This window comes from Marinobacter bohaiensis, assembly GCF_003258515.1.
Lineage (GTDB): Bacteria > Pseudomonadota > Gammaproteobacteria > Pseudomonadales > Oleiphilaceae > Marinobacter_A > Marinobacter_A bohaiensis.
In genome coordinates, this window is the sequence record NZ_QGEH01000001.1 from 1,339,646 (window position 1) to 1,360,124 (window position 20,479).

General features: G+C 64.2%; 23 protein-coding genes. 7 read left to right on the plus strand and 16 right to left on the minus strand.

Annotated features, from left to right (window positions below; genetic code table 11):
• The first annotated feature begins 55 nt into the window (after window positions 1–55).
• Complete coding sequence (locus tag DKK67_RS05935; protein ID WP_111496784.1) at window positions 56–322, plus strand: DksA/TraR family C4-type zinc finger protein; 267 nt, start codon at window positions 56–58, stop codon at window positions 320–322.
• A 40-nt stretch (window positions 323–362) separates the two neighbouring features.
• On the opposite strand, the gene DKK67_RS05940 is transcribed toward DKK67_RS05935, so the two are convergent.
• The 9 genes from DKK67_RS05940 to DKK67_RS05980 all read right to left on the minus strand — a co-directional run bounded on the left by DKK67_RS05940 (window position 363) and on the right by DKK67_RS05980 (window position 8,582).
• Window positions 363–1,310 carry a patatin-like phospholipase family protein gene (locus tag DKK67_RS05940; protein ID WP_111495319.1) on the minus strand — a complete coding sequence of 316 codons (948 nt, stop codon included), beginning with the start codon at window positions 1,308–1,310 and terminating at the stop codon, window positions 363–365.
• Between the two features lie 157 nt (window positions 1,311–1,467).
• Window positions 1,468–2,427 carry a hypothetical protein gene (locus DKK67_RS05945; RefSeq protein ID WP_111495321.1) on the minus strand — a complete coding sequence of 320 codons (960 nt, stop codon included), beginning with the start codon at window positions 2,425–2,427 and terminating at the stop codon, window positions 1,468–1,470.
• An 86-nt stretch (window positions 2,428–2,513) separates the two neighbouring features.
• Window positions 2,514–3,551 carry a sodium:calcium antiporter gene (locus tag DKK67_RS05950; RefSeq protein ID WP_111495323.1) on the minus strand — a complete coding sequence of 346 codons (1,038 nt, stop codon included), beginning with the start codon at window positions 3,549–3,551 and terminating at the stop codon, window positions 2,514–2,516.
• A 163-nt stretch (window positions 3,552–3,714) separates the two neighbouring features.
• On the minus strand, window positions 3,715–4,443 hold the full coding sequence (locus DKK67_RS05955; protein WP_111495325.1) for an amino acid ABC transporter ATP-binding protein: 729 nt from the start codon (window positions 4,441–4,443) through the stop codon (window positions 3,715–3,717).
• Complete coding sequence (locus DKK67_RS05960; protein ID WP_111495327.1) at window positions 4,430–5,080, minus strand: amino acid ABC transporter permease; 651 nt, start codon at window positions 5,078–5,080, stop codon at window positions 4,430–4,432. The genes DKK67_RS05955 and DKK67_RS05960 overlap by 14 nt, the downstream gene beginning before the upstream one ends.
• Complete coding sequence (locus DKK67_RS05965) at window positions 5,077–5,763, minus strand: amino acid ABC transporter permease (RefSeq protein WP_111495329.1); 687 nt, start codon at window positions 5,761–5,763, stop codon at window positions 5,077–5,079. The genes DKK67_RS05960 and DKK67_RS05965 overlap by 4 nt, the downstream gene beginning before the upstream one ends.
• Window positions 5,764–5,804: 41 nt before the next feature.
• Window positions 5,805–6,617, minus strand: a complete 813-nt coding sequence (locus DKK67_RS05970; protein ID WP_111495331.1) for a transporter substrate-binding domain-containing protein — start codon at window positions 6,615–6,617, stop codon at window positions 5,805–5,807.
• A 34-nt stretch (window positions 6,618–6,651) separates the two neighbouring features.
• The gene (locus tag DKK67_RS05975; protein WP_111495333.1) at window positions 6,652–7,326 is read right to left on the minus strand and encodes a FadR/GntR family transcriptional regulator; all 675 of its coding nucleotides are present in this window, start codon (window positions 7,324–7,326) and stop codon (window positions 6,652–6,654) included.
• Window positions 7,327–7,685: 359 nt separating this feature from the next.
• Complete coding sequence (locus DKK67_RS05980; protein ID WP_111495335.1) at window positions 7,686–8,582, minus strand: LysR family transcriptional regulator; 897 nt, start codon at window positions 8,580–8,582, stop codon at window positions 7,686–7,688.
• Between the two features lie 148 nt (window positions 8,583–8,730).
• Between DKK67_RS05980 and DKK67_RS05985 the strand changes: the two genes are divergently transcribed.
• Window positions 8,731–9,048: a hypothetical protein gene (locus DKK67_RS05985; protein WP_111495337.1), complete on the plus strand. Its 318-nt coding sequence runs from the start codon at window positions 8,731–8,733 to the stop codon at window positions 9,046–9,048.
• Between the two features lie 19 nt (window positions 9,049–9,067).
• On the opposite strand, the gene DKK67_RS05990 is transcribed toward DKK67_RS05985, so the two are convergent.
• Both DKK67_RS05990 and DKK67_RS05995 read right to left on the minus strand, forming a co-directional pair.
• Complete coding sequence (locus tag DKK67_RS05990) at window positions 9,068–9,670, minus strand: CBS domain-containing protein (RefSeq protein ID WP_111495339.1); 603 nt, start codon at window positions 9,668–9,670, stop codon at window positions 9,068–9,070.
• Window positions 9,671–9,766: 96 nt separating this feature from the next.
• Entirely contained in the window at window positions 9,767–10,075 is a 309-nt protein-coding gene (locus tag DKK67_RS05995; protein ID WP_111495341.1) for a hypothetical protein, read from the minus strand.
• A 411-nt stretch (window positions 10,076–10,486) separates the two neighbouring features.
• Here DKK67_RS05995 and codB point away from each other — a divergent pair, with 411 nt between their 5' ends.
• From codB to DKK67_RS06015, 4 genes are all read left to right on the plus strand, one after another.
• Window positions 10,487–11,770, plus strand: coding sequence for a cytosine permease (gene codB, locus DKK67_RS06000; protein WP_111495343.1), 1,284 nt, complete (start codon window positions 10,487–10,489; stop codon window positions 11,768–11,770).
• Window positions 11,771–11,773: 3 nt separating this feature from the next.
• Complete coding sequence (locus DKK67_RS06005) at window positions 11,774–12,523, plus strand: PucR family transcriptional regulator (protein ID WP_111495345.1); 750 nt, start codon at window positions 11,774–11,776, stop codon at window positions 12,521–12,523.
• A complete protein-coding gene (gene codA / locus DKK67_RS06010; RefSeq protein ID WP_111495347.1) occupies window positions 12,520–13,818 on the plus strand; it encodes a cytosine deaminase in 1,299 nt (432 codons plus the stop codon). Before DKK67_RS06005 ends, codA begins: the two co-directional genes overlap by 4 nt.
• Before the next feature lie 277 nt (window positions 13,819–14,095).
• Complete coding sequence (locus DKK67_RS06015) at window positions 14,096–14,881, plus strand: substrate-binding periplasmic protein (protein ID WP_111495349.1); 786 nt, start codon at window positions 14,096–14,098, stop codon at window positions 14,879–14,881.
• Between the two features lie 25 nt (window positions 14,882–14,906).
• Here the strand turns inward: DKK67_RS06015 and DKK67_RS06020 are convergent, their stop codons facing one another.
• A complete protein-coding gene (locus DKK67_RS06020; protein ID WP_111495351.1) occupies window positions 14,907–15,335 on the minus strand; it encodes an organic hydroperoxide resistance protein in 429 nt (142 codons plus the stop codon).
• A gap of 239 nt (window positions 15,336–15,574) precedes the next feature.
• On the opposite strand from DKK67_RS06020, the gene DKK67_RS06025 reads away from it, so the two are divergent.
• Window positions 15,575–16,426, plus strand: coding sequence for an NAD-dependent protein deacetylase (locus DKK67_RS06025; RefSeq protein WP_111495353.1), 852 nt, complete (start codon window positions 15,575–15,577; stop codon window positions 16,424–16,426).
• A gap of 22 nt (window positions 16,427–16,448) precedes the next feature.
• Here DKK67_RS06025 and DKK67_RS06030 read toward each other — a convergent pair whose 3' ends face one another.
• From DKK67_RS06030 to DKK67_RS06045, 4 genes are all read right to left on the minus strand, one after another.
• Complete coding sequence (locus DKK67_RS06030; protein WP_111495355.1) at window positions 16,449–16,817, minus strand: STAS domain-containing protein; 369 nt, start codon at window positions 16,815–16,817, stop codon at window positions 16,449–16,451.
• Window positions 16,818–16,850: 33 nt separating this feature from the next.
• Window positions 16,851–17,276, minus strand: coding sequence for an ATP-binding protein (locus DKK67_RS06035; RefSeq protein ID WP_111495357.1), 426 nt, complete (start codon window positions 17,274–17,276; stop codon window positions 16,851–16,853).
• A complete protein-coding gene (locus DKK67_RS06040) occupies window positions 17,273–19,198 on the minus strand; it encodes a SpoIIE family protein phosphatase (RefSeq protein WP_111495359.1) in 1,926 nt (641 codons plus the stop codon). Before DKK67_RS06040 ends, DKK67_RS06035 begins: the two co-directional genes overlap by 4 nt.
• Window positions 19,199–19,372: 174 nt before the next feature.
• A complete protein-coding gene (locus DKK67_RS06045; protein ID WP_111495361.1) occupies window positions 19,373–20,311 on the minus strand; it encodes a succinyl-CoA synthetase subunit beta in 939 nt (312 codons plus the stop codon).
• Window positions 20,312–20,479 lie beyond the last annotated feature (168 nt).

Genomic DNA, 20,479 nt, shown 5'->3' on the forward strand with positions numbered 1-20,479 from the left:
GTAGGGGACGCGACGCCGATGGTGCGACGCTCAAGACATTGCGGAGGTCATGGATATGGCAGGTGGATGGACGCGGGATGGCGCCGTTCAGGATCAGATCGACAGCACCGTCGACGATGCCCTGCAACGTGCCCGCAGCGAATTGCCCCAGGGCGAGAGCAGCAAGTTCTGCGAGGAGTGCGATGCCCTTATTCCCAGGGCGCGTCGCGAAGCCCTGCCCGGGGTGAAACTGTGCGTGAGCTGCCAGGCCGAGCACGACCGTGAACAGACGTCGTTCAGCGGCTACAACCGCCGTGGCAGCAAGGACAGTCAGCTGCGCTGAGGGCTGACATTACCCTGAGGGCTGATATTGCGCTGAGGGCTCAACGGGCGGCTGGTCGCTCCTCCGGCCGGGAGACGCCGCCCGCCGGCAGATCCGGGGTGTCCGGCGAAGCATCGGCCTGGCTGCCCAGCGGTACGCCGAGATAGCGCCGGGCGGCGCGCACACCCTGCTGGTAGCCGGTTTCCAGCTTTTCGGCATCGGTGGTCAGCCTGCCTACCGGAAAGTCCTCGGGCGGGGCGACCACGCGGACCCGACAGCCGTCCGGCGGCGATTCGATGAAGTCCAGGGTGGCGTTGTAGCGCGCGGCGCGGGACACCACCGCCTGGTACAGCGCCGGATGCTCGCGGAACAGCGGGCGCATCAGCGCGGGGAAGCGGGACGGCTGCTTGCGGAACCCCTGTGGCCGGGACAGCACCACGGTGATGTCCCGAGCGCCTTGCTCATAGGCCCACTCCACCGGAATGGAATCGGCAATGCCGCCGTCGGTCATGGGCAGACCGTCCACTTCCGGGAACGTCCGGTAAGCCACCGGGATGGAGCAGGAGGCGGTGAACACGTCGTGCAGGTTATCGGCGTCGATCCGGTAATAGCGCGGTGTGCCGGTCTCGATGGCGGTGGTGCCCACCCACAGCGGAATACCCTGGCTGAGGTAGCGCTCGAAGTTGAGCGCCACATCGCGGTAGGACTGGTGCCATAACCAGCCCACATCGCACAGGTGCCCGCCGCGCAGGAAACGGCGCCAGTTGATGAATTCCGGGCGGCAGGCGTGGCCGGTGATGACCGTGTGGTTGCGGCCGTAGTCGCCGGCCAGGTAGCCGATCAGGTTGGTGGAGCCGGCGGACACCCCGACGGTGAAGTCGAAATCCATGAAATTCTCGGCCAGGAAGGCGTCGAGCACCCCCGCGGCGAAGATGCCGCGCATAGCGCCTCCTTCGACCACCAGGGCCGACGGCGCTGTGGTATTTCCCTCACCCGATACGACTTCCATGCGCGTTCCTCCGCCACCTGTGAACTGTCACGGATATGCTATTCATATGACGATGCACGAGAAAATCGGCTATGGCTATGGGTGCGATGCATTCGAGCGCATGTCGCTTGTCACAGGTCAACTGATTGCCAAGGCGGAATGAAAGACGGAAGGGGCACTACAGAATTTCGACACCTTCACACTTGTAGGCTCCGATCAAGGTATCCTCCTGCAACACGCGACCGTCCAGGTCAAAGCTGAACAGGTAGGTCTCGGTCCGGTCGCCGATTTCCACGCTCTTCAGCCCGATGCACTCGTTGGGTCGCCCCGGCACCAGCTTGATCGAGGATACGCCCCGCTCGGGCACACGCTCGCCGACCGTTAGGGTGCGGATATCGGTGAAGTCTTCGTCGGCAATCACCAGCGTGTTGCCGCCCTTGGTACGCTCGTCGACCGGCTCGTCGAAGGGCTCGGAAGAAATCTTGCGGGGGAAGAACAGCCATTGCCGACGCTCGGGATGCCATTCCGCCGCTTCGTGGATCACGTAGCCGTCCGGGCCGACACCCAGTGCCTCGCGCATCCGTTGGTAGCGGTCCTGCCAGTCTATGCTGCGCAGCCGGTAATCCCGGTCCAGCAGCTTGATCCAGGACTCCTGCGGATTCTTGCCGTGGCTGCCCACCACCAGCTGGTCGCCCCGCAGGGTCGCCCACTCGCTCTTGAACCCCTTGAAGCGTTCGTCGCCGCTACCGGTCATCAGGATCTGGCGCGGGATGAGCTGGTTTTCGTGGCGGATTTCACACACCAGGCCGGTACGGTCGTCGAAGGTGAGCAAGCGCTTGCCGAACATCACCAACTCGGAAAACTCGGCACCGCGCCCGCCCTCGGCGATCAGGCTGATCAGGTGATGCTCGCCGCCCTGGTCGGCGGGAATGTCCTCGAAGGTGTAGCGCACCTGGCCGGCGCCGGTTTCGCTGCGGTACAGACGGTCGTAGCGCAGGGTGGAGCGCCAGGCGGTCTGGCCGTCTTCCAGCTCCACCTGGGAGGCGTGATCCTCGTCGGTAATGATCGCCAGGGTGTACTGAGTGGTTTCCGGGGTGTAGCGGCGGTAGCGTTGCTGGTCGGCGGGAAGCGCGGTCATGGCGGCTGTTTCCTCCTGGTTGCGGCTACTGGAGAAGCAGGAATCACCCTGACCCAGGCGCTACCGGGCGTCAAATTAAGCCGTATTCACGCGGCGCCGGTCGCCGGCGGCAGGCTGGGAACCCAGTCGATGAGCCCAAAACACTCGGCGCTGATCCACACCACAAAGGCGGCATAGAACACCAGCAGGCCCACCGACTCAGCACGGGACAGCACCATGTGCGTGCGCATCATCAGGAACAGCAGAATGGTGGCGGCGGTGAGAATGGCTAGCATCGGCGCGGCGACGGAGAAATTGACCACTGTGGCACCGGCGATCAGAACGCCTGCGGGAATACACACCAGCAGGTCGAAGGTGTTGCTGCCCAGTACGTTGGCAATGCTGGTGATCCCGCGGCCGTCGCGGGCCGCGCGGACCGATACAAAGGCGTCCGGAATCGAGGTGCCGGCCGCCACCACGGTGATGCCCCACAGGAAACTGGGGGTGTCGAAAATCTCGCCGAACTGGATGGCGGCCCGCACCAGCGCTTCCACGCCGGCCACGATCACGATCAGCGAAACGCCCAACCGCAGCCACTCGCGGCCCGGCGCGATGCCTTCGATGTCTGAGGGCTGGGACTGATCCAGCGTGTCCTGGTACTGCACGAAGATGTACAGCAGGTACAGCCCGACCGGCATCAGCGCCAGCCAGCGGGTCATCTCGCCCCGGATCGCTTCGCCGTCTTCGACCGGGTGGTAGATGGCGGCGAACGCGAACGTCAGGGTCAGCACCGCCACGGCGATCATGTAGAACTGGGCTTCCTTGTACACCAGATCCCGATTGGCGCGCAGCTGCTTGCGGGTGCTCAGGCCCGCTGCGGCGGGAATGATCAGGATGTTGAACAGCGCCGAGCCAACGATGGCCGCCACCCCCAGCTCGAACTCCCCGTGGACCAGGGTGGAGATGACCGTGGTGGACAGCTCCGGAAAGCTGGACCCGATCGCCACGACCACCGCTCCCTGCACGATGTCCGGCAGCGCGTAATAGGCCGCCAGCCGTGCGCTGGCGGTTTCCAGCAGGCCGCTGCCTTTCCAGATGACCGCGGTGCCGACGAGGGCGACCAGGGCCCAGATGAGGGTGTCCATGGGCTGTCCTTAACCGGTGGAACGGAGTGCATCAGGCTGCCTGATGGCGACCGCGCGCCGCAAGGCCCGACCCTGGCTGTCCGGGTTACGATAGGGATAGAAAAGGACCGAACGGCACCACGGGGCAACAGAACGGCGACCCGCCGAACGGGCCGCCGCCGGCTCAGGTGACGGACTGGATGAATGCAGACAACTCGGGCGTCCCGGGCGCCGTGAACAGGTCCCTGGGATCACCGGACTCGTGCACCCGGCCTTCGTGCATGAACACCAGCTTGTCGCTCACATCCCGGGCGAAGCGCATTTCGTGGGTCACCATGATCAGTGTCATGCCCTCGTCGGCCAGCCTGCGGACCACGTTCAGCACCTCGTTGACCAGCTCCGGATCCAGCGCCGAGGTGATCTCGTCGCACAGCAGCACCTTGGGCGACATGGCCAGCGCCCGGGCAATGGCCACCCGCTGCTGCTGACCGCCGGAGAGCTGATCGGGAAACGCGTCGAAACGGTTCTCCAGGCCCACCTTGCCCAGGGCGTCCAGCGCCATCTGCCGGGCCTCCGCCTTGCTGATGCCCTTGACCACCTTGAGCGCTAGCATCACGTTCTCGCCGGCGGACAGGTGCGGAAACAGGTTGAACTGCTGGAACACCATGCCCACTTTCAGGCGCAGTTCGCGCAGATTCTTCTGGCCGGCCTCCAGGCCCACGCCGTCCACCCGGATGCTGCCGTCGTCAATCGCTTCCAGGCCGTTGATGGTGCGCAGCAGGGTGCTCTTGCCGGAGCCGCTGCGGCCGATGATGGTGACCACCTCGCCTTCGGTGACGTCCATGTCGATGCCTTTGAGCACGTGCAGGTCGCCGAAGTGCTTGTGGATTTCATTGAGGTTAACGAGTGACATGGAAAGCTCCTTCAAGGCGTCGGGCAAACAGCGACAGCGGCCAACAGAGGGCGAAATACCCCAGTGCGACCAGGCCATAGACCACGAATGGATCGAACGTGGCGTTGGCGATCATGGTGCCGGTCTTGGTCAGTTCGGCGAATCCGATGATCGAGGCCACCGCCGTGCCTTTCACCACCTGGACGGAGAATCCCACCGTCGGCGGAATGGCAATGCGCAGGGCCTGGGGCAGGATCACGTGGCGCATCTGCTCGCCGTAGCTGAAGGCCAGGCTGCCGGAGGCCTCCCACTGGCCGCGGGGAATCGACTCGACGCAGCCGCGCCAGATCTCCGCCAGAAAGGCGCTGGTGAACAGCGTCAGGCCAAGCGCTGCCGCCACCCACGGGGACACGTCCAGCCCCAGCAGCGAGATGCCGAAGAACAGCATGAACAGTTGCATCAGCAACGGCGTGCCCTGGAACAGTTCGATATAGCCTTTCGACAGGCTGCGCAGCAGCCAGTGGCTGCTGATGCGCGCGAACAGCACGAGCAGCCCCACAATGCCGCCCAGCACGAAGGCCAGCAGCGACAGCAGGACCGTCCACTGCAGGCCCGACCAGAGGCCGCGCAGCATGTCGAGCAGGGTGAATTCGGTCATGCGCCAGCCCTCCCGGTGATCGGTCGGCGGGCAATCACGTAGCGCCCGAGCAGATTGAAAATCTGGCGGATGCCCAGCGCCATCAGGAAGTAGATGACGGTGGTGATGGCGTAGGTCTCAAAGGCGCGGAAATTCCGTGACTGGATGAAATTGGCCGCGAACGTTAGCTCTTCGGTCGCGATCTGCGAACACACGGCGGAACCCAGCATCACGATGATGACCTGGCTGCTGAGCGCTGGCCAGACCCGTTGCAGGGAAGGCCGCAGCACGACGTGGCGGAAGATCTGGAAGCGGTTCAGGGCGAGCGATTCGCCGGCCTCGATCTGGCCCCGGGTGGTCGCCTGGATGCCGGCCCGCACGATCTCCGTGGAATAGGCGCCCAGGTTGATCACCATCGCCAGCACGGCCGCCTCCCATTCACTCATGCGAACGCCCATCTGCGGCAAGCCGAAGAAGATGAAGAACAACTGCACCAGGAACGGGGTGTTGCGGATGACCTCGACGTACACCGTTGCGATCCAGTTGAAGGGGCGGATGCCCCACGCCCGGCACACCGCGCAGGCGATACCGAGCCCAATGCCCAGCACGCTACCGACGGCGGTCAGCGCCAGGGTAAACCCCGCGCCCTTGAGCAGCAGGTCGCTGTACTCAAGGGTCGCGGCAAAGTCGAATTCATAAGCCATAGTGAATCACGTGACGTTGCGTGGCTTGGTGCCGGTCCGGATCAGAACGTTTCCGGCAGCGGCGCGTTGAGCCAGCGCTCGGAAATGTCGTTGAGACGGCCGTCGGCATGGGCGCCCTCGATGATCTCGTTCACCTTGGCGATCAGAGCGTCCTCGCCCTTGGCGACCCCCACGTAGCACGGCGAGTTCTTGATCAGGAACTTGACCTCAAGGTCGCGGCCGGAGGTGCGCTCGCCAACGGCGGCGGCCACGACGTTACCGGTGGCAATCAGGTCGGACTGCCCGGACAGGAACGCGGAGATGGTGGCGTTGTTGTCCTCAAAGCGCTTCAGGGTGGCGCTGTCCGGGGCGATCTTGGTCAGCTCCAGATCCTCGATGGAACCGCGAGTGACTGCGATGACCTGATCCTGCAGATCGTCTGCGCCACTGACAGCCGCATCGGCCGGGCCGAAAACGCCGTTGAAGAACGGCGCGTACGGCTCGGAGAAGTCGATGACCTTGGCGCGATCCGGGTTCTTGCCCAGGCTGGAGATCACCAGGTCCGCCTTGCCGGTGGTCAGGAAGGGGATGCGGTTGGCGCTGGTGACCGGAATCAGTTCCACGTCCACGTCGAGGTCTTCCGCGATCAGCCTGGCCATATCGATGTCGTAGCCCTGGGGCTGCATGTCGGTGCCGATGCTGCCAAACGGTGGGAAATCCTGGGGCACCGCGACCTTGAGCACGCCGCGCTGCTGGATGTCGTCCAGGGTATTGGCGTGGGTGGTGACCGCGCCGAACGCGGCGCAAAGGGCGAGCAGCGGAGCCAGCAGCCGGTGGGCCCAGCGCTGTGAACGGTTGCGGGTGGTTGCTTTCATCAGACAGTCCTCGATGGTTGGGTCGTATTGGAACTCAGGGTTGTTCGAAGCGAATGCCGATCCGGTCGGCCGCCGCGAGCAGGTGTCGCTGCATCGCCCGGCGTGCCTGTTCGGCATCGCCGGTGGCGACCGCCTGGATCACCGCGCGGTGTTCGTCGACGGTCTCCCAGACGCGTTGGGTGTTGGCGAATGGCAGGCGCAGGCTGTAGCCGATCTTGATCCGGCTTTCCTGCATTACCTCCGCCAGTGACGGATTGCCCGAATGGCGGGCGATTCGCTTGTGGAATTCCAGGTCCCACTCGGCGGCGGCCACAAGGTCCAGTCGGGTCAGTGCGCGCTCTAACTGGCCCTGTGTCTCCTGCAGTTCATCGACGGCGGTGTTGCCGTGTCGGGCGGCGAGGGCGGCGGCGGCCGGCTCCACGATGTAGCGCAGCTGGAAAATGGATTCGGCGGTGACGCCGGCGGGTCCGCGGGGCACATCATCGCTGCTGTGGGGCGTGCGTTCGCTGACATAGACCCCCTTGCCGGGATGGGAGCGAACCAGCCCCAGGGCTTCGAGCATTGAGATCGCTTCGCGCAGGGAGGTCCGGCTGATCCCCAGGCTTTCGGCCAGCGCCCGCTGCGAGGGCAAGCGGCTGCCGGGGGCGTAGTCGGCGCTGGTGATTTTCCGTTGCAGCGCCTGGGCTGCCACGCTGGAAAGCGTTGACATGGTGTGCGCACTCTCCCTCAAAAGACATGTGGGGTCAGACTGGTCCAACTGGTCTGATCAGTTATTCGGGTGAGAGCGAGTTGCGTGCCAGTTTTCTGGTCAGCTTTTAGTGCTATGAAAAATAGTAGGTTTCTGGCAATCATGGACGTACCAGTGCCGTCCGGGGCGTGGTCGTTCGCGGCGCACAGGGTCTTTGCCTTGCACCGGATTGGCGCGCCGCAGGAGCGTGGAGCCTTTGCTTTGAATCAGTCGGGCCAGAGTCCCGTCTGGTTAACTCACTGACCTACTGCTTGTCGATGGCGGCTCTGGCCAAGGCGCCCGCCCGCCGAAGTGGTGATTTCACATCAAGGGACGGGGCACTAGCTGTCTTTTCGCAGTCCCGCAAAGGCGTTGGCGACGTAGCCCGCCAGGGCGTCCACGGCTTCGCCGGTCTGGGTGTTCTGCAGCATTTCGATCTGGTAGTGCCCCAACGGTGGCAGACCGGTGTTTTCCGGCACTTCCCGGATGGGTTTTTCGAGCAGGCTCCGGGGGAAGGGCGCGACGGCCAGGTCGGCTTCCATGGCGGCGCGTTGGCCGGCGCAGTGCTCGCAGTTGTAGGCCACGCGATAGGGGATGTCGGCCTTGTCCAGCGCGGCCAGGGCGGCGCCACGCCAGACGCATCCGGGGTTGGCGAAGGCGACCGGCAAGGGGCGCCGATCGACGGCCGTGCCGCCGTCGCGATGGGCCCACACCAGCGGTTCGGTGTGCACCACGGTGCCGTGACGGGCCTGTCCGTCGTCGCCGTTGCAGGTGATCAGCGCCAGGTCGAGGTCGCCCCCATCGATACGGTCGCGCAGCAGTTCGCTGCTGGCGACCACCACGTCCACCTGCAGAGCCGGGTGGGAGCGGGCGGACTCGGCCAGGATGCTGGGCAGGATGCGGGTGCCGACATCGTCCGTGGTGCCGATACGGACCGTACCGCTCAGGGCGGGACGCAGGAATTCAGATACCGCTTCCTCATTGAGCTTGAGCAGCCGCCGGCTATAGCGCAGCAGGGTCTCGCCTTCCGGTGTCAGGCTGACCCGGCGGGCCTCGCGTACGAACAGCTTCTGCCCCAGGGTTTCTTCCAGTCGCTTGATCTGCATGCTGACCGCCGAGGTGGTCCGAAAGACCTGGCGGGCGGCGCGGCTGAAGCTGGCGGTTTCGGCGATGGCGACGAAGCTGCGCAGCACGTCGCTTTCCAGCAGCGGTAGCGAGGGTTTCATTTGGGTGCCCATGGATCCACCTGCGTTCAGAAATATTTAAAGTGCAGTGTAGAATATTTCGATTGTTTGAACAAAAAGAAGCGCGCAACCTGTCTAAAACGGTGAGAGGTCACCGTATTGCGAACACCGGCGCAGCCGGGACACTCGAGGAGGACAGACCATGTGCGAGATTCAGCAACAAACCCGACAGCAAGAGGCCCCGGTGCCGGATAAAGCCCGGGTCCGGATGCCCGAGTTCTACATGCCGGCCATGCCGCCGCTGGCACTGACTGAGGCATTGGACCGCTGGTTGAAGTTGTGGGCGCGCCGGCGTCGGTTCCGTCGCCTGCTGCAACTGGACGATCAGCAGTTGGGGGTTCTCGGGGTAACGCGTGAAGCGCTGATGGAGGCGGCGCGACAGCCGCTGCAGGAGGATGCTTTCGAGGTCCTGGCCCGGCGACTGCAGGGCCGGGCCTCGGAGCAGGGCGGTCAGGCCTGACGGCTGACCGCCGGTCGTATTACTCGAAGTGACCGTGGACGGCGTGCACGATGTCCGAGAAGGAGCGGGCGCGTGCACGGCTGTCCAGGGCGATGTGCAGGCGACGGGCTACCACGCTGGCGGAAACGAGGCCGCACAGGCAGGTGGTTCCCGGGTGCTGGGCGTCATCCTCGAACACCAGGAAGTGTTCGGTGTGGGCGCGGTTGAAGGTTTCCACCACGTCGCCCACACGCATCCGCTCCAGGTCCCGGATATGGACGCTGGGGAATTCGCTGGCCGGGTGCATGATGTCGCTGACCTGCAGGTCGTCCTGGCTGATGCCCATGGCGTGTGCCTGGGCCATGACCCGCTTGCCCAGGATGTCCTTGAGGCCGATCAGGCCGAGGAATTCACCACGGTGGTTGATCACCAGTTTCAGCGGCACGTCGGCGGACTTCATCAATGAGCGCGCTTCCTTCACATCCAGGTCGGCGCTGATGGTGGCCGGGCGCTTGTGCCGGAAGTCGCGCATGACGCTGGTGGCCGCGTCGTCCGGCGTCAGGTCCTGGTGCTGCTGGGGATCCACGATCCGCTGGTTACCGATAACTTCATGGGTCGGAAGTGCCTTGTAGTTCTGCATCATAAAACAATCTCTCAGCTCTGATTCGTAAAACGATTCGTCAAAACGTCGTTGTGATCCGCCGGTGTCGTTGGCGGACACGGTCGTGATGTCGGGGAATCAGTGCTGAGCTGGCGGACCCTGGGGTTGTACGGGGTAGTAGACCGAGCGGGCCTGGATCGCGGGGCGGGGTGTCGCGCCAAGGAGCTGACGCGCCACCAGCAGGAACAGACCGATGCTCAGCGTGATCAGCAGGGGATCCTCGGCCGGCGGTGAATCGCTGCCGGGGTTGGACTGGAGATCGAATGACACACCGCTGACCAGGGCCTGATCCACCGCCAGATCGGACGGTTGGGACAGACTGGAGCCGATCACGAACAGCGTAATCGCGAGTGCGATCAGGAGTCGGCTGGCGGGTGTGTTGAGCATGGCGCTTTCCTGCGTTTGATTTGACCTGTCGATGGGCATTGAACCGATGCTTCGGTGTCCTTCGACAGACTCTACGTTATTCCAATCCACACCTATGAGTATAGGTCTGAGCGGAGGGATTTAAATAACGTAGATTTACTTATATTTCGATAGCTACATATTGTGAGCGGTTATCGCGGGCACACTGTTGTGCATACCCTGAAAATTCGCACCTAATCAGTGCGCCTAAGAGAGGGTGTCATTGGTTTTTCGCGCAATATTGTGCGGTCTGCACAAAATTTACAGCCGCAAACAGGCATTCCGGGCATCCTGTCCCGAGTTGGCACAGGCGTTGCGCTGAGCGGGTTAAGCGTTTCATTCCAGAGCTGCCTGCCTGTTTCAGGCCTGTCCGACTATTTCAGGAGAGCAACCATGAGTCATTCCGTTCAGCCCGGAGAACAGGATTATCCGCTCAGCCCGGTTCCGGCCTCGGCCCGCAAGAGCGTCTGGTCGATGGGCCTCGTGCTGCTGGGCTTCACCTTCTTCACGGCCACCATGTGGGCCGGCGGCAGCGTCGGCACGGCTTTCCTCTTTGAGGATATGCTGCTGGTTCTGCTGGTCGGCAACCTGCTGCTGGGCAGCTACGCTGCGATTCTCGGCTATATTGCCGCCCGTTCCGGGCTCAATACGGCATTGATGAGCCGTTTCGCCTTCGGTCGAGCCGGCAGCAAGCTGTCCGATTTCATCCTCGGTTTCACCCAGATTGGCTGGTACGCCTGGGGGACGGCAACCATGGCGATGCTTCTGGTCAAGATGACCGGCCTGTCTGAAAGCTGGACCCTGCCGCTGATGGTCCTTTTTGGCTTCGGGTTCTGCATCAGTGCCTTTATCGGTTACCGCGGCCTGGAATGGCTGTCGCGCCTGGCGGTGCCGGCGATGATCGTGCTGATCGCCATCAGTCTGTCCATTGCTGCCTCCGACGGCGGCGGTCTGGCCGGACTCAGTGCCATTGTTCCCAGCGAACCGATGGGCGTGGCCGCGGCCATTACTCTGGTGTTCGGCACCTTCGTGAGCGGTGGCACCCAGGCCACCAACTGGACCCGCTTTGCCCGCTCCGGCAAAACGGCGGTGATAGCGACCCTGGCGGCGTTCTTTGTCGGCAACGGCCTGATGACCCTGGTGGGCGCCTTCGGCGCGCTGGTCTACCAGCAGTCGGACATCGTCGACATCATGGTCGCGCAGGGGCTGGCGACGCTGGGTATCCTGATGCTCTTCCTCAACCTCTGGACCACCCAGGACAACACCGTCTACAACTTCGCCGTGGCCGGCTGCAATATGTTCCACACCCGCCGGCGCAAGCTGGTGACGGTGATCGGCGCCGCGATTGGTACGCTGCTGGCGGTGCTGGGCATGTACGAGTGGCTGATCCCGTTCCTGATCCTGCTGGGAACCTTCATTCCGCCCATCGGCGGGGTGATCATGGCCAACTACTTCGTGGCGCATCGGGCGGACTACGGCGATCCCATGAGCGACGCACTGCCGGCCTTCAACGCCACCGGGCTGGCGGCTTATGCTATCGGCTCACTGGCGGCCTATACATCGCCCTGGATCGCGCCGCTGGTCGGCGTGCTGATTGCGGCAGCGGCCTACGCGCTGATCCATGTGGCCAGCGACGCGGTTCGGGATCGCCGGGCCCAGAGCCTGAAGGCGATCTGAATCATGGCGATTACCTGCGGCGCGATCCCCTCGCTGCCAGGACTGGAAGCGATCCAGTTACGCGGTGGTCGCAGCGGCGCCGATCGGGTGGTGCGCTGGCCTTATGTAGCGGAGAACCGGTCGTTCAGTCCCTGGGTGAAAGGCGGCGAACTGGTGTTCATCACCGGCATCAGCCGCCACCGCAGCCCGGACAACCTGGCCGAGCTGGTTTACGAGGGCGTCGAGGCCGGTATTGCCGGCCTGGTGGTCCTGACCGGCGCGGCCTACATCGGCCAGTTGCCGGCGCCGCTGATGCGCCTGGCGGACGAGCAGGGCCTGCCGCTGCTGGAACAGCCCTATTCGCTGCCCATGGTGACGGTGACCGAAGTGATTTGCCGCGCCCTGATCGCTGATGAGAACCGACCTGGTACGCCGGATAACGGGGAGACACTGGCGTCGGCGCTGGTCGAGCGGCTCGGTGGTCGTCAGGCGGTGGCCGCACTGGTGGACGGTCCGTTGAATCAGCGCGCGGACCTGGTCACGGCGATGGCGCCGACCCTCGACGCCTGGCTGGCCAGCGGCGGCAACCTGTCGGCGGCGGCCGAATCCCTCGGAGCGCATCGCAACAGCGTGCGCTACCGTCTCAATAAACTGTTTCGCGAGACCGGCCTGGCGCCGGACTCCGCGCAATCCATCGAAATCCTCGTGCTCGCCCGCGCACTGCTGCGGGATGCGGGAGACGCAGTACAGCCACATCCAGGAGACCTTTCATGACCGAATCGCTCAGCGCCATCTGCAACGCGCGCCTGCCCGGCCAGGCCGGACTGTTCCGGCTGCCCATTACCGCCGGACGCTTCGGCGCGCCGCAAGCCCAGTCGCATTCGAAGCCGCAGCCGGTGGGCGAGGGCGAGTTCGACGCTGCCGGGCAGCTGGTGACGGCACCTTTTGTGGAGCCACACATCCACCTGGATGCCGCCCTGACCGCCGGCGAGCCGCGCTGGAATCGCAGCGGCACCCTGTTTGAGGGCATCGAGTGCTGGTCGGAGCGCAAACCCATGCTGACCCGGGACGATGTGGTCGGTCGCGCCGAGCAGACCCTGAAGCTGTTCGCCGCCCACGGCATCCAGTACGTGCGCACCCATGTGGATGTGACTGATCCGTCCCTGGTGGCGCTGGACGCCATGCTGGAAGTGCGCGAGCGGGTGCGCGACGCCGTCGACCTGCAGATCGTGGCCTTCCCCCAGGAGGGCATCCTGTCCTTCCCGGACGGCCAGGCGCTGATGGCCGATGCACTGGAACGCGGCGCCGATGTGGTGGGCGGTATCCCGCATTTCGAGTTTACCCGGGACTACGGCGTCGAGTCGGTCAAGATCCTGATGGACCTGGCCGAGCGCCACGACCGCCTGGTGGATGTCCACTGCGACGAGATCGACGACCCCGAATCCCGTTTCCTGGAAGTGCTGGCCGCCGAGGCCCTGGCCCGGGACTACGGCCGCCGTGTCAGCGCCAGCCACACCTGCGCCATGCACGCCTACAACAATGCCTACTGTAGCCGCCTGTTCCGGCTGCTGACCAAGTCCGGTCTGCGTTTCGTGGCCCTGCCCACCGAGAACCTGCATTTGCAGGGGCGTTTTGACGGCTATCCCAAGCGGCGCGGCGTCACGCGGGTGCCGGAGTTGCTGGATGCGGGGCTGAAAGTGGCCTTCGGCCAGGATTCCATCCGCGATCCCTGGTACCCCATGGGCAACGGCAACCTGTTGCGTACTCTGGACGTGGGGCTGCACGCCTGTCACATGCTGGGCATGGACCGGATCGAGTCGGCGCTGGAGCTGATCACCGACAACGGCGCTGCGGTGATGAATCTGCCCGAGTACGGTATTGGCGAGGGCTTGCCGGCCCGCTGCGTGGTGCTCAACGGCGAATCTCCCTACGAGGTGCTGCTTAACCAGACCCCGGTACGGGCGTCGATCCGTGACGGCCGCGTGCTGGTACAACGCAGGCCGGAGACACCGGAAGTGGCCGGCTGGCCGGATTCGCCGGCCGGTGGTGCGTTGCACGCGAACCGGTGACATGAGGGCCGCCCGAAAGGCCGTTGCCCGGACGGGAGGGGCCGTGACACAGAGACAGTCGTACAGAGACAGCGGTACAGAACGAGTGGCACAAATGTGCCGTTGATTTTGCAAAGCTTGGCAGTCATCAACTGGCGGTCATGGGCTGCAGCGCCAATAATGGGAGTGGACGTCATCAACGTGATGCAGGGACTGGCAGCGCGATCATTCCCGGCATTTTCCAGGCCCGGACGCCCGCTCCTTTCGGGAGCCCCGGAATGCCAAGACCTGGTAGGCCATGTTGGTGCTGCATTCGCTTTACGCAACGGTTTTGATCATCGTCACTGTGCTGGCTGCTCCCGGCACCCGGGGAGCGGACCTCCGCGAGGATATCCCCGACGAATTGACCGCCGCCCTGGCGGAAGTGGATTACCCACCGTTCTATTTTGTTGAACAGGGCCAACTGACCGGAATCTCCATTGACGTACTGGAACACGTTGCCGGCAATCTGGGTATTCGCATCCGGTATACCCGCTTGTCCTGGCCACGGGTTCTGCAGTCGCTCGAGTTCGGTCGGGTGGATATGATCACCACCTTTTTCCAGACACCAGCCCGGGCCCGGTACGTGGTCTATACCGGTGAGTCCCACGCCTCGGAAAGCAATCACTTCTTCACCCGCAAGGGCAGCGAGGTCACCTTCAACGGTGACCTGCAGACCCTGTCCGGCTACCTGATCGGCACGATTCGCGGCTACAGCTATGGCGACGCCTTTGACGATGCGGGTTTCCTGACAACCGATGCGGTGCTCGACGAGCGGACGCTGGTGCGGATGGTGGCCGGCGAACGTTTCAAGCTGGCCATCGGCAACCCGTTTGCGATCCGGCAGGAGGCGCTGAATCAGGGCGTGGCGGATCAACTGGCGTTTCTTGACCCGGCCGTCGACAGCAGCCCGATTTTCATGGGGTTCAGTCGCGAGCTGAAGTGGGCGGACGAGCTGGCCGAGCACTTTACCCAGGCCATTCGGGCGTTCAAGGACACCGCTCGCTATCAGCAACTGCTGGAAAGGTACGCGCTGGCCGAATAGCGGGCCGGCCAGCGCGTGTCGGGTATCAGTCGACGCGTGTCAGGGTCACGTCGATGTTACCGCGGGTGGCGTTGGAGTATGGGCATACCTGGTGGGCTTTCTCGATCAGTTCATCTGCCTGGGCGTTGTCCATACCCGGCAGGCTGATGCGCAGCTCCACCTCAATGCCGAAGCCGACGCCCTGCGGGCCAATACCGACGACGCCCTCGATGGAGGCGTCCTCCGGCATCGGCAGCTTGTCGCGACCGGCCACGAATTTCATTGCCCCGATAAAGCAGGCGGAATAGCCCGCCGCGAACAGCTGCTCGGGATTGGTGCCGGAACCGCCGGCGCCGCCCAGCTCCTTGGGTGTGGCCAGGGAAACGTCCAGAACGCCGTCGGATGAGATGGCGCGACCGTCGCGACCACCGGTGGCTTCGGCATAGGCGCGATAGGCAACTTTTTCCAGGGACATGGTTAGAACCTCCTCAGTTCTGATGGTGGGGCCGGCGGAGACCGTTTCCGTGCATTCCGGACGATTCCGCAGCCAGGGGTTATCGTAGTATGGCTTTCCAAAAATAAATTGTGCACAACTTAAATTCAGCATAACGCCGATAAAGATTGTGCGCAATCTATTTCGTCACCCTTGGCGGCGAGACGCCCAATCCCTAAAGTAGAGCTGTTCTGTGACGGTTCGATGGAGACTGTGTATCCATGTCCAGTGCGACACTGAATGATCCTGCCGACGCCCACCAGGCCGGCGAGGCCCTGGCCGGGTTTATCCACCGCCACCCCAATCTCATGGTGCTCACCGGCGCCGGAATCAGTACCGATTCGGGGATTCCCGATTACCGGGACGGGGAGGGGGCCTGGAAACGCAAGCAGCCGGTACAGCATCAGGCGTTCATGGAATCGGATGCGGTGCGGAGACGGTATTGGGGGCGCAGTCTGATTGGCTGGCCGGTGATGCGTAACGCCCGGCCCAACCCGGCGCATTTTCTGGTGGCGGAGTTGGAGCGGCGCGCCCACACCCGCCAGGTGGTGACGCAGAACGTTGACCGCTTGCACCAGGGGGCGGGATCCCAAGCGGTGATCGACCTGCACGGCCGGGCCGATGAAGTCATCTGCATGGATTGCGGCTATCGGTGTCCCCGGGATGAGGTGCACGAGCGCTGCAGTGTCCTGAACCCGGCGTTCACCGGCTTCAGCGCCACCACGGCGCCGGACGGCGACGCCGATCTGGAAGTGGATTTCAGCGATTTCCGGGTGGCGGATTGCCCGCGCTGTAACGGCATCCTCAAGCCTGACGTGGTGTTCTTCGGCGACTTCGTGCCCAAGCGGCGGGTGACGGACGCGCTCGATGCGCTCCGCGACAGCGATGGCCTGTTGGTGATCGGCTCGTCGCTGATGGTTTACTCCGGCTTCCGCTTCTGCCGCTACGCCCGCGACTGGGACAAGCCGGTGGCCACCCTCAACCTGGGCCGCACCCGGGCCGACGCGCTCACCAGCCTCAAGCTCAATGCCCGCATCGGCGAAACGCTGGAGGTGGCGTTGTCCGCGTTGTAGCGCCGGGCGATCGAGCGCCGCCTTATTGAGCGGCGTTCTTCTGTATGGCGGCCAGGTAGTCGTCCATTTCCTGCTCGCTGGCAAAGACCTCCAGGTCCGGCAGTACCTTGACGATCTCGAACACCTTGCGCACGCCGTCCGACATGCGCGATACCGTGACCCGCCCGCCTTTCTTCTTGACCCGCTTGAGGGTCTTGAAAATCACCCGCAGTCCCGCCGAACTGATGAATTCCACGCCGCCCATGTCGAAGGCGACGGTCAGGGTCCGCTCGTCGAGGGCCTCGCCCAGGGCGGCGTCCAGCTCCGGCGCGGTCTGGCTGTCCAGGGAGCCGGTCAGGGAAACCTTGAGGGCCGTGGGGCCGGAAGATGTGATCGAGATCGAGAGAGCCACGGTGTTGTCCTTGTGCAGTGGTTGATGGGTCGGTCAGGTCCGTGTGGAAAAGGTCCGGGTGAGTTCCAGAATGTTGCGGTCCCCCAGGCGCCGGTAGTGTTGCCGGTCAGTCAGTTCGCGAATCAGAAGCACACCGAGGCCGCCGATGGGGCGCTCCTCGATATCGCCGAAATCGGTGTCGATGGGCTGCGCCAGTGGATCGAAAGGTACGCCGTTGTCGATGAAGCGAACCAGGACGTGGCCGGTGCGGATTTCCAGTTCCAGCTCCAGTTCCACGTCGCCGCCCGCCGGCGCACCGTGATTGAAGACGTTGGCCACCTGCTCGTCGAGCACCACCTTGAGATCGGCACTTACGCTGGCGTCGGCGCCGGCATCGGCGAAGTGGCCATCCAGCCACGCCAGGGCGTTGGGAAGGTCGCTGCTGTCGGTCAGTTGCAAACTCAGGTTTGTCATGGTCATGAACGGCGGATCGTTAAAACAGTGATGTCATCGGATTGTGGCGCTTCCCCGGTGAAGTCGGCGACCGCGTCCACCAGCGCCGGAGCGGAAAGCTGGCCGGATGCCCGGCTGGCGTTGGCGAACGCCAGCAGTCGCGCCTCGCCGAAGGCCTCCCGCTCCGGGTTAAAGCCTTCGGTCACCCCGTCAGTGTAGAGGATCAGGCCGGAACCGGCAGGCAGCTCGATCTGTGTGCCGGGAAACCCGGCGTCCTCGTACAGGCCCATGGGCGGTCCGTTTTCGACCGCCAACAGCCGCGCCGGGTTCCGGTCGCAGATGACCGGTGCGTCGTGGCCGGCACTGGCCATCTCGATGTGGCCGCTGGTGCGATCCACCATCAGGCACAGCAGTGTGACGAACATGCAGCTCTCGTTATCCTGGCTCAGGTGCCGGTTGAGTTCGGTCATGAGCGCCGCCAACGGCCGGCCCTGGCCGTATAGAAGCTTCAGCAGCGACACCGTGCGGGCCATGAACAGGGCGGCCGGTACCCCCTTGTCGGAGACATCGCCGATGGCCACCAGCAGCCGGTTACCGGGCAGTTCGGCAACGTCGAACAGGTCGCCGCCCACCGCTCGCGCCGGCTGCAGTGTGGCGTCCACCTGCCAGTCGTCAAACGTCCGCGCCAGGTGGCCTTCGCCGGCCACCATGCTCATCTGGATGTCGTGGGCAATGCCCAGCTCGCTCTCCAGACGTTCCTTGGCGGCTGTGGTGGCCTGCAATCGCGACATATGATCTTTGAGCGAGTCCTGCATCCGGTCGAAGGCCTGGGTCAGGTCGCCCACTTCGTCCCGGTGTCGGACCCGTGGCAGGCGGGCGTCGAAATCGCCCTCCGAAATCCGTGCCGCGGCGGACTGCAGGGCGCGAATGGGGTTGGAAACGCTGCGTGCGATGAGCCAGGTTAGCGGCAGTGTCAGAACGATAATGGCCACGGCGGCCCACAGCGCCCGGTCCCAGATCCGATAGGCATCGCCCAGGATTTCCCGGCGTGGGGCGGCAATCGCCAGGCGGGGTTTGAGCTCCGGGGTCAGTGGCAGCTCGACGGTTTTCTCCAGCCAGCCCTCCGGAGCGCTGTCGCCCTCCTGATTCACGCTGAGCAGGATAGGCACGTCGAGGTCATCCAGCCGGGCCATGCGGGCGTTGTGGTTGGCGTCGCTGACCACCAGCGGGCTGGCTTTTCCGTACGCCATGACGTCGCCGCTGGGCAAGTAGAGGATAGACTGGGCGCTTGGTGTGATGCTCAGGTCGCTGAGTGTGCTGGACAGGGATCGCAGGGTAACGTCCGATGCCACCACCGCGCGCCGGTCACCGGTACTCCGGGCCACGGTCAGGCCTGGTTGGCGGAAGAAGTGGAAGGCGTAGGGATCGGTCACGATGACGTCGTCGCTGGCCTGGGCTGCCCGGTACCAGGGGCGGGTCCGGGGATCGTAGTGCATCGGTGGCAGTCGGCGCTGCTCGATCTGACTCAGGTCGCTGCGCAGGAAACGTCGCGTCAGCAGCGCCTGCCCGTCGGCCTCCTGGACCAGGAAGTCGGTGATGAAGGCGGTGGCGTGGGGGGACTCGAAGCGGTCGGCGATGGCCTGCGAGCGGACTGCGCGGACGATGTAGTAGTCGCCGTTGTCGTAGCCGATCTGGATCGCCACCGTCGCTGACTGTCGCCGCAGGGCACTGGCAAAGATGGGTAGGTTGGTGGCGCGGGCGGCGGTGGCGGTATCGCTGGTCAGCGGCGAACGGGACAGCAGGCTGGTCAACTCATTGACCGGCCGATAGGTTTCCCGGAAAGACCGGGTGATTTCGCTGGCGGCCTGGTTGAACAGGGAATCCGCCGTATCCATCAGCAGCGTCTCGGTGCGCGACTGGTAATACAGCGTCAGCAGGGCCCCAAGCATGATGGCCAGCAGGGCAAAGCTGCCGGCGATGCGGAGATGCAGGGGAATACGCAGACCGTCCTTGGCAGACTTGATAACGACATCCTCGTGCTGTCCGGGCCGGAACGACAGCGGGCCGGCCCAGTCATCAGTCTTACCCCAGGCGTCGGCAAAAGTAAACGCTGGGTGGCCGGCTTAGTCCAGCGCCAGGCGCACCAGGAAAATCTCGCGAGGCGTTTTCAGGTGGGTCGTGAACAGCACCAGGCGGCGGATCTCGTCCATGTCCATGGTGCGCGTGGCGGGCGCGTTGCGGATCTCCGACAGGGGGATGCGGAAACGGTTGAGGCCCTGTTCCAGCGGCAGGCGCGTGTTGAAGCGGTCGCTGTACACGCTGTGGCCACGGTCGTGGACGATGTCATTGATGCGCAGGGTCATGTTGAGCGGCGCGTCGTCCGGGCTGTAGATCACCACTTCCAGCGCTTCGTAGTCGCGCCAGTCCTCCGGCAGATTGTCCAGGGAGGCGCCCGAATAGAGGTTGGTGCCCAGCAGGTCGATGCGCAGGCTGTGTCCGAAATCCCCCGCGTGCTCGCGGCTGCGGTGCACCCGGCCACGCCAGTGGTGCAGCGGGTGGGGATCGTCGAAGTTGTACAGTGTGGGCAGTTGGTGGGCGATCCGGTATTGCTGGTGGGCCACCTCGGCCACGGCCTTGAGTTCCAGGGTTAACAAGACCACCGCAACCAGCCGAGCACTCCAGAGCAGCCCGCTCCGCCAGACATTCCGGGACGGGCGATGGACCCAGGCCAGCACCAGCCAGGTGCCGATCAGGTTGCGGAAGATGTCGTGCCAGTCGCTCTGGCGCCCCACGTTGCCCTGAATCAACTCGATGACCACGCCCACGCCCGCGACGAAGACGGTGCTGACGACCCACACCCAGACCCCGCCAAACCAGCGGCGAGGCCGCACCGCAATGGTGAACAGCGCGAAGAAAAGGATGTGCCCCAGGTTCCAGGCGGCCTTGAACAGCGGCCCCGACGTCCAGTCCGGGCCACCGACGAAAAAGAACGGCAGCAGGACGGTCGCGGCAACAAGCGCGGGAACGTTGAAGGGGGTGTTGGCAAAGGTGCGGGCAAACATGGTCTGCGATCCTACTGCATCCGAATCCCGCTGTCCCATACCTGTCTAAACTTTAAATTGTCCGCAAAGTCAGTGCACAACGAAAAAACGCCGCTGGGTCATGATGAGGTGGCATAGGGCAATGATGAGACATCGCCGGGCCATGACAAAGGCTATCGGACCCGGGGC